Source organism: Ectobacillus panaciterrae DSM 19096, from assembly GCF_000430785.1.
Classification (GTDB): Bacteria; Bacillota; Bacilli; order Bacillales; family Bacillaceae_G; genus Ectobacillus; species Ectobacillus panaciterrae.
In genome coordinates, this window is the sequence record NZ_AUMR01000033.1 from 31,521 (window position 1) to 43,673 (window position 12,153).

Annotated in this window: 14 protein-coding genes and 3 pseudogenes; 13 read left to right on the top strand and 4 right to left on the bottom strand. The window is 37.8% G+C overall.

Translation table 11 applies throughout. From position 1 onward, the window contains the following. The first annotated feature begins 81 nt into the window (after positions 1-81). A complete protein-coding gene (locus H540_RS0109945; protein ID WP_028400520.1) occupies positions 82-645 on the top strand; it encodes a mismatch-specific DNA-glycosylase in 564 nt (187 codons plus the stop codon). Between the two features lie 15 nt (positions 646-660). On the opposite strand, the gene H540_RS0109950 is transcribed toward H540_RS0109945, so the two are convergent. Together H540_RS0109950 and H540_RS0109955 are read right to left on the bottom strand one after the other, a co-directional pair. Further along, on the bottom strand, positions 661-981 hold the full coding sequence (locus tag H540_RS0109950; RefSeq protein WP_028400521.1) for a hypothetical protein: 321 nt from the start codon (positions 979-981) through the stop codon (positions 661-663). Between the two features lie 416 nt (positions 982-1,397). After that, the gene (locus H540_RS0109955) at positions 1,398-2,237 is read right to left on the bottom strand and encodes an oxidoreductase (RefSeq protein WP_028400522.1); all 840 of its coding nucleotides are present in this window, start codon (positions 2,235-2,237) and stop codon (positions 1,398-1,400) included. Positions 2,238-2,306: 69 nt separating this feature from the next. On the opposite strand from H540_RS0109955, the gene H540_RS0109960 reads away from it, so the two are divergent. The 4 genes and pseudogenes from H540_RS0109960 (at position 2,307) to H540_RS0109970 (ending at position 4,473) form a co-directional block, all read left to right on the top strand. Next, positions 2,307-2,495, top strand: coding sequence for a hypothetical protein (locus H540_RS0109960; RefSeq protein ID WP_028400523.1), 189 nt, complete (start codon positions 2,307-2,309; stop codon positions 2,493-2,495). A 39-nt stretch (positions 2,496-2,534) separates the two neighbouring features. Then, positions 2,535-3,362: an alpha/beta hydrolase gene (locus H540_RS0109965; protein WP_028400524.1), complete on the top strand. Its 828-nt coding sequence runs from the start codon at positions 2,535-2,537 to the stop codon at positions 3,360-3,362. 43 nt (positions 3,363-3,405) lie between these two features. Beyond that, positions 3,406-3,489, top strand: a pseudogene (locus H540_RS34495) (chemotaxis protein); the annotation flags it as partial. Between the two features lie 315 nt (positions 3,490-3,804). Next, positions 3,805-4,473: a hypothetical protein gene (locus H540_RS0109970; protein WP_028400525.1), complete on the top strand. Its 669-nt coding sequence runs from the start codon at positions 3,805-3,807 to the stop codon at positions 4,471-4,473. A 312-nt stretch (positions 4,474-4,785) separates the two neighbouring features. Here H540_RS0109970 and H540_RS0109975 read toward each other — a convergent pair whose 3' ends face one another. Further along, positions 4,786-6,075: an esterase/lipase family protein gene (locus tag H540_RS0109975; protein ID WP_028400526.1), complete on the bottom strand. Its 1,290-nt coding sequence runs from the start codon at positions 6,073-6,075 to the stop codon at positions 4,786-4,788. Positions 6,076-6,249: 174 nt separating this feature from the next. After that, positions 6,250-6,411: pseudogene (locus H540_RS32020) on the bottom strand (recombinase family protein); the annotation flags it as partial. A 272-nt stretch (positions 6,412-6,683) separates the two neighbouring features. Here H540_RS32020 and H540_RS0109980 point away from each other — a divergent pair. The 8 genes and pseudogenes from H540_RS0109980 (at position 6,684) to cypC (ending at position 12,133) form a co-directional block, all read left to right on the top strand. Beyond that, the gene (locus tag H540_RS0109980) at positions 6,684-6,911 is read left to right on the top strand and encodes a sulfurtransferase TusA family protein (protein ID WP_028400527.1); all 228 of its coding nucleotides are present in this window, start codon (positions 6,684-6,686) and stop codon (positions 6,909-6,911) included. 56 nt (positions 6,912-6,967) lie between these two features. Continuing rightward, positions 6,968-7,450 carry a DsrE/DsrF/DrsH-like family protein gene (locus H540_RS0109985; protein WP_028400528.1) on the top strand — a complete coding sequence of 161 codons (483 nt, stop codon included), beginning with the start codon at positions 6,968-6,970 and terminating at the stop codon, positions 7,448-7,450. Positions 7,451-7,486: 36 nt separating this feature from the next. Further along, positions 7,487-7,690 (top strand): annotated as a pseudogene (locus tag H540_RS29400) (rhodanese-like domain-containing protein); the annotation flags it as partial. A 58-nt stretch (positions 7,691-7,748) separates the two neighbouring features. Further along, positions 7,749-8,318: a sulfurtransferase TusA family protein gene (locus H540_RS0109995; RefSeq protein WP_028400529.1), complete on the top strand. Its 570-nt coding sequence runs from the start codon at positions 7,749-7,751 to the stop codon at positions 8,316-8,318. A 20-nt stretch (positions 8,319-8,338) separates the two neighbouring features. Then, positions 8,339-9,466, top strand: a complete 1,128-nt coding sequence (locus H540_RS0110000) for an MBL fold metallo-hydrolase (protein ID WP_028400530.1) — start codon at positions 8,339-8,341, stop codon at positions 9,464-9,466. Positions 9,467-9,516: 50 nt separating this feature from the next. Further along, positions 9,517-9,744 carry a sulfurtransferase TusA family protein gene (locus H540_RS0110005; protein ID WP_028400531.1) on the top strand — a complete coding sequence of 76 codons (228 nt, stop codon included), beginning with the start codon at positions 9,517-9,519 and terminating at the stop codon, positions 9,742-9,744. 56 nt (positions 9,745-9,800) lie between these two features. Next, the gene (locus H540_RS0110010) at positions 9,801-10,577 is read left to right on the top strand and encodes a sulfite exporter TauE/SafE family protein (RefSeq protein ID WP_028400532.1); all 777 of its coding nucleotides are present in this window, start codon (positions 9,801-9,803) and stop codon (positions 10,575-10,577) included. A 296-nt stretch (positions 10,578-10,873) separates the two neighbouring features. Continuing rightward, complete coding sequence (gene cypC / locus H540_RS0110015; RefSeq protein ID WP_028400533.1) at positions 10,874-12,133, top strand: CYP152 family fatty-acid peroxygenase CypC; 1,260 nt, start codon at positions 10,874-10,876, stop codon at positions 12,131-12,133. Positions 12,134-12,153: the final 20 nt, after the last annotated feature.

Genomic DNA, 12,153 nt, shown 5'->3' on the forward strand with positions numbered 1-12,153 from the left:
TGTAATGTATTTAAAATACTAAGAAAAAACTAACCATATAACTAATTTAATGAACATTATGTTACGTAAGGGAGATGCGAAATGAAGGAGTCTTTTGAAGAAAAATGGCTGCCTACTTATATTAAAAACGATTTAACAGTTTTGTTTTGCGGTATTAACCCAGGGCGTATATCCGCAACAAAAGGATATCATTATGCAAATCCAGCGAATTTATTTTGGCGCGGACTTTATGAAGGCGGGTTGACTCCCTATCAATTAAAACCAGAAGAAACGAAGAAGCTTTTAGAATGGGATTACGGTATTACCGATTTAGTTGCACGCCCTACTAGATCCTCTGCGGATTTAAATAAAACCGATTTTGCCAGCGGGACTGAGGATTTTCAAATTTTAGTCAGAACGTATAAGCCGAGAGTCATATGTTTTAATGGGGTAACGGCATTTCGGCATGCCGCAAAACAGCCGAAAGGGAAGGTAACTCTCGGTCTGCAGGCTGAGTGGTTTTTTGGAGACGATTCGTGGGAAGGCTGTTATGTATTTGTCATTCCCTCTACAAGCGGGGCTAACGCAAGCTTCACAAGAGAAGACCGTCTTGACATGTTTGGCCGACTTGGGGCATTTTTAAGAGAAAAAGGGTGGCTTGTATAAGCCGCCCCCGTACGATTATTCAGAAATGATTTCGTATTCTTCATCTGCCAATAACAAAATTTTTATTCTCTTTTCCTTTGTAATTACATCAATCACATCATAAGCGCCTAAGTCTTTTATTTTGCTGTTGGAAGCATTCAGCATGCCTTCTACAGAATCAATTAAGATATCTTCTTCCATGTAGGCAGACGGAATGGCCATTTCATCTGTCTGCAGTACACAAGTGTACATGCTATGTAACATTTCCTCAGTCGGATTTTCCTCTTTTACATCAATAACTTCTTTGACATCGTTCAAATGCTCTGCTTTTGGTTGATATACGCGGATTTTCACCATACTATATTCTCCTTTATAAATGATATACGCTTCATTATAACGCGATTATTTCCAAAAGTTCAAATGAACAGGGAAATAGAAGCAGGTTTGGAAAGAAAAATATATTGGAAGCATGAAATATTTACGTTACAATAAGTACAGTTCGCTGACAAATGTGCTCAGGAAATGAGTCAGGTCTGGAAGGAAGCAGCTCGCCAGCAGTACATTGTGCAGAGACAATCATATGATTTCTCAATCTTGTCCTAATCAGGACAAGATTTTATACACAAAATAATATAATTTCACGTACCATATTTATTTTAAATAAAAATTTTGTAGATAAATTCAATAAAACTTGTCGGTATTTATCATACTTTGCGCTTGCCGGGGAAATAAAGAACCGGGAAATGTATTGTATCCTGAAAATAATTTCTCTATTATTTTAATTGCTTCTGCACTAATCGTTCCCATAGTTGCCATGGTAAAAAATGCTTCATGAATATGGCGAACTTTACGCCTTTTCCTAATGAATAACGCAAAGAAGGACGGTCGTGTTCTGCAATCCACGCGATTTTTTGAGCGATTTCGCTTGGATTGCCAAGTATATGGCTGCCAGAAGCAAGATGGTCCTCTAATCTTTCCATATATTCATAATAGGGAGAATGGGGATGCAGTGATGCTTCTGAGACATGCTTACCTGTCGACCAAATATTTGTCTCATATGAGCCAGGTTCCACAAGCACAACATGAATTCCGAACGGCTGCACTTCCAGCCGCAAGCTTTCACTCCAGCCCTCTAAAGCATGTTTGGATGCAACATAAGGAGATAACCCAGGAAACGCAATTAATCCGCTAATGCTGCTTATATTAATAATATGACCGCTCCGCTGTTTTCTCATAATAGGAAGAACGATCTGTGCCACGGAAATGGCTCCAAATACATTCGTTTCAAATTGCTTTCGATAATCATCTATAGGAATTTCCTCCGTGAATCCCCCGACAGCAAATCCAGCATTATTTACAAGAACATCAACACGTCCTATTTTATTTATATGTGCTTTAAATTGTGCAAGAGATGCCTCGCACGCAACATCCAACTGATAAATTGTTATCTGCTTTGATAATCCGCATGTTTCTGCCTCGTTTAAAAGATGATGCCGTTTTTCTAAATTTCTCATCGTCGCAATAACATGAAAGCCTCGCCTTGCTAACTCCAAAGCGGTAAGAAACCCAAATCCGCTTGATGCACCAGTAATAACTGCGATTTTTTCGCGCATTTCTTTCCTCTCTTTCTATATGATCCGTTTATTTCATCATAATGCTTTTTTACTAGAAGTTCCTGCCCAATGCAGGTAAAATTATTATTACATGCAGCTGATTTTTTTGGTATTTCTGCATCGTTCGTAATGGAAGAAAAAAATTATTTATTCCGCACGAAAGTGTTAGTGGAAGAGCAAGAACAATTGGATATGGTCTGTATTGAAAATGCAGGTCATGTTTGTAATATAGATTGGCTTTATCCGGCAGTCGCATAGGCTGAAAACAGCATTGTATAGAAGAAAGGTGTTTTAAATTTGAGACGAATAATCAAATGGGCAGTATTAATCCCTGTATGTATAGGCTTATTCGCATGTACTGCAAACAAGAATACAGAAAATATTCATTATGCAAAAGCCGAAAAGCAAACACTAGATATATATACACCGAAGACAACCAAGAAAGAAAAACATCCCGTTCTCATTTACATTCATGGAGGAGGATGGACAAGCGGAGACAAGAGCAAGGTTGGTTCCAAGTCAGTGTTTTTTACAGAAAATGGATATATCTTCGTGTCTGTAAACTATCGGCTTCATCCTGATGTTCATTATGATGATATGGTTTACGATGTTGCCAAGGCAATTAAATGGGTTATGAATCATGCAAATGAGTATCAAATTGATAAATCGAAAATTAATGTAATGGGACATTCTGCAGGGGGACACTTGACGGGTTTAATTGCCACAGATGCAAGATATTTAAATAGTGTTGGTCTTGCACCGGCATCACTCAATTCTATTGTTATATTAGATGGACCTACGAATGTAAAGCAATTCGTCGAAGCGATACCGTCCTACAAAAAGGTATTTGGCACTGATGAAAAGGTGTGGACAGAAGCATCAGCGCTCACCTACATGAACAATCAAAATTTGCCGTCTGCTTATATGGTCACGCGCTGGGAAAATCCTTCTGTTTATAAATTTGCAGAAACCTTAAATAAAGCGAAAGGATCTGATTTTGTTTACCAAGTCAAGACCTTATCTCATAGTGATTTAAATAAGATGTTCGGTTCTCCGGACGCACCAAAAGAAGCGCAGGATATGACAAAAGCTGTTATGGCGTTTTTAAAAGAGAAAAACAAATAATCATGAAAGAGAGCTGGTTTGGCTCTCTTTCATTTCGTTAACAGCAGGAAATAAAGCACCGTTATGTGTTATTTCACACAGTCTGGGCTCTGTAATCGCAAGCAACTATTTTTACGATTTGCAATATTACTTTAAGAGTTTTATTTTACATAACACAGGTTGTCAACATTAATCATAAAACAGTTGATAAAATTCTTATTAGAAGTTACAATTTACGAGTTGAACACAGTAAGCATTTTGATTTTATTAGTATGTGTGTAGCGGTTTCCTTATTTTTTTATTAATTTACTGGATGCTTCATACAGGATTAGAAAGCGATGAAAAATTTGGAACTTATATCTGTGCAGGTCTTATGGGGTTGTTACATTCCAGTTGTCTAAAAACATTGCATTTAAGGATGTTCATGAGAATAAACCTTAGAACTTAAGGAGGTTTAATATAATTGAGTACAGAAATGCTTCAAGTAGTAGTAGTAATTGTAGTATATACAATAGTTGCTTTATTTCTACGTTTAAAATTTAAAATAAAATGGATATGGTCATTTCTACTTGCTGGGTGTGCTACCTTATTAATTCCATCAAGTATATTTGGATCGATGCCTTCAGGAGATACAGCGAGTACACAAAGTACACAAAGTACACAAGTAGTTTCGCAAGATCAAGCCCATATAACTGCCTCAAATGATCACAATAATAAAGAAGAGGTGACGCAACAACCCTCTTCAGGTATTAAAACGACGTTTCAATACGGAGCTTCCCTAGAAGAGGTAGAACAAAAGTTAGGAACTCCTGTTAAACAAGAAAAAAATTTTTGGCGGTATCATCTTGTAAAATTCAAAACAGAATCCTATTTGTTTGATACAAAAAACAAGGTTGCTGGAATGCTTATCACGTCTCCTTCTATTCCTATTTACGATGTCAATCTTGGAATGAACGAAGCTGAAATAAGCGCCCATTTAGGAAAGCCGATTGAGTCTCGTTTTGATACTACAGAGTCAAACGTACATTCAAAAATATATATTACAACATATAAACATGACGGAAATATTATTAATTTTGTTTCCCAAACAAAAAATAGTAAAAATCTATATGCTGTAATTCTTCAAGAATAAAAATCTAACTAAATAAGAAAAGAAAGACAGTATTTTTGTTCGCTTTTTATCAGACCGTGCATATGTATAGTGCCTAAGAAAGATCAGAGCTCTCATTACACAGCTTTATAGTAACAAAAAGGGGCCTGTGCGAAAATTGAAGTATCGCCACATGTCCATCAAGTTAAAGTTTTATAGCACCCCCAGAACGAAAATTTTGAGTACTCTGACACAAAGATGCTCATTTTATCGCTTTGGGGTTTCTTTATTTTCTTAGTTGATGGTTATGGGACAACATTCCAAATACAAAAAGAGCCATTAGTTGGAAATCGGTTAGTCACATTGAGATAAAAATCCGTCCAACACCCATTGATGCGCATCCGGATGATAAAGCAGTTCCAAATGATTAAGAGGCAAGACATCTTTTCGCTTGACTTGATTGGGGGAAGTAGCAATTCCATCGGTAAAAAGGACACTATCTACAAAGACAAGCCCATCGCTTTGGGCATCTCGCTCCCCACGTACGCCATTAAAATAAGGTTTATTACCCGCCAGTATATGGACTTCGATCTCGCTGTCAATCGGTGAAGACAGTAGTTTCTCCATCAAATGATCTCCTTCCCGAATCGCAGCATCGATGCCCCTTGAATGAAAAAACATATTTTGTCCGCCATCGTATAAGGTTTTCGACTGCATCTCAATGGGGTACTTATCGTCCCAGCGATACAGGAGCTGACAGGAACCTGGAAACCCGCCACCATCACGATAAATACTTTGCTTCGTCGTATCAATGTAAGAACCATAATACATGATGGAATCACACGCAATCGGCGCACTAATCCCCAACTTAATAACAGACAAATTAGGGAAGAGATGGCGGAAGGGAAAATCCAATCCTCGGTTAGGTGTCCCCAGCATCACATACCGTTCCACTTCCCCTTGATATTGCGCATCCCAGGAACTACAGAGTCCTGCCAAATAGATCCATACAGGCACTCCTCCTTTACTATGAGCTATCAAATCGATTTTATCCGTCTTTACTACTTCCTTAATTCGTCGAATGATGTTCGACAATTGAATCGCTTGCTGCCAGTTATCCCCATGAGGATGAGCAAAGCTAACCGCAAATACATCTCTTCCTGAAGAGGATAACGAATAGAGTAGCCCTTTTTCCATAGACGATTCACACCAGGACAGGTTTGCATGATGTCCGGCACCATGGACAAGTAAAACTGGATTTTGAAGTGTTTTCCTTGATGCAGGCAAATAATGAAGAAGTACATAATAGGAAGCCGGTTGCGAGGATCCAAAATGCCGAACGATCTCTTCATCCTTACATTCAATTTCGGGAATGAAATTCTCTTGTGCTAACCGGTCTTGATACCCTCTAATTCGTTCCGTCCAACCCCAGTATCTACTGTCATGATATCTTTCCATCACCTGATAAGGAAGATTAGTTCGGGTTGAAGTCATTGGAGGTAAGTGTAGTATAGATTCATTTTTGGTCATATCTGGAGCAGGGATATCAGAATTAAGCGGTTCAAATTCCATATCCGTCTTTTCCTCCTGTCCTACGGGCAGCCATTTTTTTATTTTTTCTTTTATCTTTTGCCAAAAGGACACTCATTCCACCCCTTGTTTGAAGTTGCAAATACTACTCTAAGGAGTGTCTACATATCAAGCAGTATTAACAGACTCCATGAATTTTTAAACTACTTTCAAGTGAAAAAAATGGTAAATCCATATTTCAGATATCAAATTCCGATTATTCCACAATCTGGCCCTTTAATGGAATAATGGATTATCCTCTGATAAATCAAGCCAAGTATCCTTGAGTGTTTTCAAATTTGTTTTTTTACTTCGTATGTAATCGATTAGTTCAAATAAATCTTGTGTACTACGAGTGATACGAGTTAAATTTGTAACATAAATGATGGCACCTTCCTGTAATTCCCCTAACGAATTATGTCCTCCCAGTTGACATAATTCGTGTTATTGGTAGTTAATTTGTAGAAAAACACGCTAATGTAACATGTTAGAGATGATGGCGTTCTTTCCACCTGACCCTCTATTCCCACATCCAAGTTATGAAGTTCGGGTTACTGCTCCACCTACTCCTATTGTTCCACCTGACCCTGTATTGGTCAATAGTTTTGGTTAGGGTTGACGAACTTAATATTTTATAATAATATACCCATATAGGTATACGGAAAGAGTGGGAGGACAATGCGATGAAAATTGATAAAGTGGTAAACGCAAAAGGATTAGCATGCCCGATGCCAATTGTAAAAACGAAAAAAGCAATGGATGAATTAACATCTGGTCAGATTTTAGAAGTACAAACAACAGATAAAGGTGCAAAAAGTGATTTAACAGCTTGGGCAAAATCAACGGGGCACGTACTAGTGGATTTTAAAGAAGATAATGATGTATTCGTGTTCTGGATTCAAAAAGGTTAAATTTTTTTACCACCTCATATACCCATATGGGTATATGAGAGTAAGGAGGATGCAGCATGTCTGAACAAAAGAAAAAAACAACAATTGTATTATTTAGTGGAGATTACGATAAGGCAATGGCAGCTTACATTATTGCAAATGGAGCGGCAGCTTATGATCATGAGGTTACAATTTTTCATACCTTTTGGGGATTAAATGCTTTACGCAAAGATGAATTGGTACATGTGAAAAAGGGATTCCTTGAAAATCTGTTCGGTAAAATGATGCCTCAAGGTGCAGATAAAATGGGCTTATCGAAAATGAATTTTGCTGGAATGGGACCAAAAATGATTAAACATGTCATAAAAAAGCATAATGCTATGACGCTTCCTCAGCTAATTGAGATGGCACAGGAACAGGGAGTAAAGCTAGTTGCGTGTACCATGACGATGGATTTACTTGGGCTACAAAAGGAAGAATTATTACACGACATTGAATATGCCGGTGTAGCAGCTTACCTAGGGGATGCAGAAAACGGAAATGTAAACTTGTTTATCTAGGTAGAACAGAGGAACAATTATATAAATAAAATTGAAAATTGTATTAATAATTTTAAAAATATTCCCCTGCATGAACTCAAACAACGGGCAAATGAACTTTCAAAAGAAAAGGAAGTCATGTTAATTTGTCAAAGTGGAATGAGAAGCAGTAAAGCAAGCAAATTGTTAAAAAAACTTGGTTTTAAACATATTACGAATGTCAAAGGCGGCATGATGGATTGGAATGGTCCAGTAGAATAATTTTTTGATTTTTTATACCCATATAGGTATTTAAAGGACTAGAGGAGGAAGAAAAAATATGATTCAAACAAATGTTGTAGTAGATGCGAAAGGATCGGCATGCCCGATGCCAATCATAAAAACAAAAAAGGCAATGAATGATTTAGAACCGGGACAAGTATTAGAAGTGCAAGCAACTGATAAAGGTTCAACAGCAGATATTCAAGCTTGGGCCCAAAGTACAGGTAATCAATATGTGGGAACAGTAGAAGAAGGAGATGTTTTAAAGCATTATCTTCGTAAGGCAAGCGGAGAAGACAAAGAGGTAAAGAAACATCCAAACGTTATTACAAATGAAGAATTACAAAAGAAGATGGAAGAAAATAAAAACATCCTTGTACTGGATGTTCGCGAATCGGCAGAATTCGCCTTCAGCCATATTCCAAACGCTACATCTATTCCATTAGGAGAATTAGAAAAACATATAGAGGAATTGAACAAAGAGGATGAAATTTATGTGGTTTGCCGTACAGGAAATCGGAGTGATTTAGCAGCACAAAAGTTAACAAAAGCGGGTTTCAAACATGTCGTGAATGTTGTGCCAGGTATGAGCGAGTGGAATGACTCGACAGAAAAATCAGTCAACTAATAGATTGGAGGAGTAAAAAGATGACTGTACATGTAATGACAGCTAAAGAGGTAACAAAAAGAGTAGTAAATAAAGAAGAATTATTTGTTTTAGATGTTCGTAATGAAAGTGATTTTAATGATTGGAAAATTGAAGGGGAAAATTTCGAATACTTAAATGTACCCTATTTTGAATTGCTTGATGGAGTCGAAGGAATCATGGCTCAAATCCCAACAGATAAAGACATTCTGGTAGTGTGTGCAAAAGAAGGCTCATCGATTATGGTGGCTGATATGTTATCAGGAGAAGGACTTACTGTTTCCTACCTAAAAGGTGGAATGAAAACATGGAGTGAATATCTAGAGCCAGTTAAGATTGGGGATTTAAGAGATGGTGGTGAAATTTACCAATTCATTCGAATTGGTAAAGGATGTTTATCTTACATGGTTATGTCTGATGGAGAAGCTGCAATTATAGATGCAACACGTATGACGGATGTATATATTGATTTTGCCAAAAACATGGGAGTAACGATAAAACACGTATTTGATACACATCTTCATGCTGATCACATTTCAGGTGGAAGAAAAATTGCTGAAATGACGAACGCGACGTATTGGTTACCACCAAAGGATGCAACAGAAGTTACATTTAACTATCAACCGTTAGAGGAAGGCAATGACGTAACGATTGGTAGTACAACCATTACGATTCATCCAGTATATTCACCTGGTCATACCATTGGTTCAACTTCATTTGTAGTTGATGAAACATTTTTACTTTCAGGTGACATCTTATTCATTGATTCCATTGGAAGACCGGACTTGGCAGGTATGGCAGAAGATTGGGTCGGTGATTTACGAGAAACGCTGTATAACCGATACAGAGCATTATCCGACGAGTTAATTGTGTTGCCAGCTCACTTTATGATTATTGAGGAATTGAATGATGACGGTAGTGTATCAGAAAAATTAGGTACGCTATTTTCAAACAATCATGGTTTGAACATTGAGAATGAAACGGAATTTAGAAAATTAGTAACAGAAAACTTACCACCACAACCAAACTCATACCAAGAAATTCGTGAAACAAATATGGGGAAAATCAATCCGGATGAAGAAAAACAACGCGAAATGGAAATTGGTCCAAATCGTTGTGCGGTTCGATAAATGTTTATCAAGAGTATAGTTTATTCTTTACAACTTAGGAGAGATGGATTATGAAAGCAGATATGTTATTAGATGCAAAAGGATTAGCATGTCCAATGCCAATTGTCAAAACAAAAAAGGCGATGAATGAGTTAATGTCTGGCCAAGTGCTGGAAATTCATGCGACTGATAAAGGTACCAAGAATGATTTAAGTGCTTGGGTAAAATCAACTGGTCATGAATTATTAACCCATAGCGAAGAAAATGAAGTACTTAAGTTTTGGGTGAAAAAGAGATAAGAAAAGAAGGGGACAGATCTTAGTACCCTTCCTTCTTTTAAGGGGGAGTACCGGAGATGGATTTTGGATTTATAATTACGATTTTCTCGCTTGGATTTTTAGGTTCTTTTATTTCTGGTATGGTCGGTATTGGAGGCGCAATTATTAACTATCCGATGTTGCTTTTTGTCCCTCCTTTATTAGGGTATGCTGCCTTTACATCTCATGAGGTTTCTGGTATTGGTGCGGTTCAAGTATTATTTGCTGCCATGAGTGGAATATTGGTGTACCGTAAAGGGAAATACTTAAACAAAATACTTACGTTATACATGGGGATCAGTGTCTTACTTGGCAGTTTTATCGGTGCATATGGTTCAAGAGGAATTCCGGAAACAGGAATCAATATCGTATATGGGATACTTGCTCTAGCAGCTGTTATTCTAATGTTTGTTCCGAAGAAGGGATTAGACGATATTCCGTTAGATCAAGTAAAGTTTAATAAATGGCTGGCTGCGGCTCTTGCTCTGATTGTAGGAATTGGGGCAGGGATTGTTGGGGCTGCAGGAGGATTTCTTTTAGTGCCAATTATGATGGTCATATTAAAAATTCCAACAAGAATGACGATTGCTACTTCTTTAGCAATTACATTTATTTCATCAATTGGTGTCACAATTGGTAAGGTTACAACGGAACAAATTGTATTTTTGCCAGCTGTAATCGTGGTAGTATCGAGTCTAATCGCGTCTCCTTTAGGAGCGAAGGCTGGTCAACGGATAAATACAAAAATATTACAATGGATTTTGGCAACATTAATTGTAGCAACATCTATTAAGATCTGGTCGAACATTTTTTGATTATGCATCTTATTATTAATTATCTTTTGAAAAGGAATCGATTTAGATTCCTTTTTAATTATGTAAGGGTTACATAACATTATCGGAAATATTACCTTGATGGCGATGGGGCGCTATCCCTTATTATGCTAAAGGGCGGGGTAAATCAATAAGAAGAATTAAAAAAGTCGATTTTTATACAGGAAACTGGCTTTTTTAGACTGAAATCTGTTTAGGGGTCCAAGTTCTTTCGAGACTAAAAAGGAAAAAACTTACAAATAATAAGGCCATTACTATGAAAAATGGAGATGGATTATATGGCAAATACAAATCAGATGCCTCGGGAAGAAGGAAAAGATCCTAGCTTGTGTTTTATGAAAGAAGGATATATGTACATTTTGAACAGACGTCACAGTTTTAATTCTGATATTTTCGAGACCAGTTTGTTTGGAAAGAAAGCGATCTGTATGGGAGGAAAGGAAGCTGCGGAAGTTTTTTATGACACTGAGAAATTCAAAAGGAAAGATGCAGCACCAAACCGGGTTGTGCAAACATTGTTTGGCAAGAATGGTGTTCAGGCGTTAGATGGACAGACCCATAAACATCGCAAGGAAATGTTTATGTCGATTATGTCTCCTGGCGAACTTGAAAAACTAACCGACATTACAAAAAAACAGTGGGAGATAGCAGTGGATAAATGGGAACAGATGGATAAGGTTATTCTTTATGAAGAAGCGAAGGAAATTATGTGCAGGACAGCCTGCCAGTGGGCAGGTGTACCGGTACAAGAAAACGAAGTTAAGAGGCTGACAAAAAATTTGGGAGCGATGTTCGAGTCGGCAACTGCAGCTGGCCTAAATCATTGGCTCGGGAGACATGCACGGAATTACGAAGAAATATGGATCGAAGAACTCATTGATAAGGTTCGTGATGGGAAAGTGAATCCCCCTGAACATACCGCATTACACAGATTTGCCTGGTATCGCGATCTGGAAGGGAATCTTCTGGATGCCGAGACCGCTGCTGTAGAAGTGCTCAATATTTTGAGACCGATTGTGGCGATTGCTGTATTCATCAATTTCATTGCGCTGGCAGTGCACCATTATCCGGAAGAAAGGGAGAAACTTAAAGCCGGCGATGAAAAGTATGCTCAGATGTTTGTCCAGGAAGTTCGCCGTTTTTATCCATTTTTCCCGTTTGTCGTAGCGCTGGTAAAAAAAGATTTCACCTGGAAAGGCTATGAATTTGAAGAAGGCACGTTAACCTTGCTGGATCTTTATGGCACAAATCATGACCCTGAAATTTGGAAAAATCCTGATGTGTTCAGTCCTGATCGGTTTGCCAAATGGGAAGGAAGCCCTTTTAGCTTCATTCCGCAGGGTGGTGGTGATTACTTTATGGGACATCGCTGTGCTGGGGAGTGGGTCACTATTGAAGTTATGAAAGTGAGTCTTGATTATCTAGCGAATCGAATGGATTATGAAGTTCCCGACCAGGATTTAAGTTTCAGCATGGCTAGCATGCCAAGTATTCCCCATAGTAAAGTAGTGATCAAAAATGTTAAACAGAGGATATAATTTATTTCTACTCTACTCAA

Excerpts from the sequence above, each read along its gene's own strand:
- cypC (WP_028400533.1), top strand. The coding sequence starts at position 10,874 with ATGGCAAATACAAATCAGATGCCTCGGGAAGAAGGAAAAGATCCTAGC.
- H540_RS0109955 (WP_028400522.1), bottom strand. The coding sequence starts at position 2,237 with ATGCGCGAAAAAATCGCAGTTATTACTGGTGCATCAAGCGGATTTGGG.
- H540_RS0109950 (WP_028400521.1), bottom strand. The coding sequence starts at position 981 with ATGGTGAAAATCCGCGTATATCAACCAAAAGCAGAGCATTTGAACGAT.
- H540_RS0109945 (WP_028400520.1), top strand. The coding sequence starts at position 82 with ATGAAGGAGTCTTTTGAAGAAAAATGGCTGCCTACTTATATTAAAAAC.
- H540_RS0109985 (WP_028400528.1), top strand. The coding sequence starts at position 6,968 with ATGTCTGAACAAAAGAAAAAAACAACAATTGTATTATTTAGTGGAGAT.
- H540_RS0109960 (WP_028400523.1), top strand. The coding sequence starts at position 2,307 with ATGCAGGTAAAATTATTATTACATGCAGCTGATTTTTTTGGTATTTCT.
- H540_RS0110010 (WP_028400532.1), top strand. The coding sequence starts at position 9,801 with ATGGATTTTGGATTTATAATTACGATTTTCTCGCTTGGATTTTTAGGT.
- H540_RS0110005 (WP_028400531.1), top strand. The coding sequence starts at position 9,517 with ATGAAAGCAGATATGTTATTAGATGCAAAAGGATTAGCATGTCCAATG.
- H540_RS0109980 (WP_028400527.1), top strand. The coding sequence starts at position 6,684 with ATGAAAATTGATAAAGTGGTAAACGCAAAAGGATTAGCATGCCCGATG.
- H540_RS0109995 (WP_028400529.1), top strand. The coding sequence starts at position 7,749 with ATGATTCAAACAAATGTTGTAGTAGATGCGAAAGGATCGGCATGCCCG.
- H540_RS0110000 (WP_028400530.1), top strand. The coding sequence starts at position 8,339 with ATGACTGTACATGTAATGACAGCTAAAGAGGTAACAAAAAGAGTAGTA.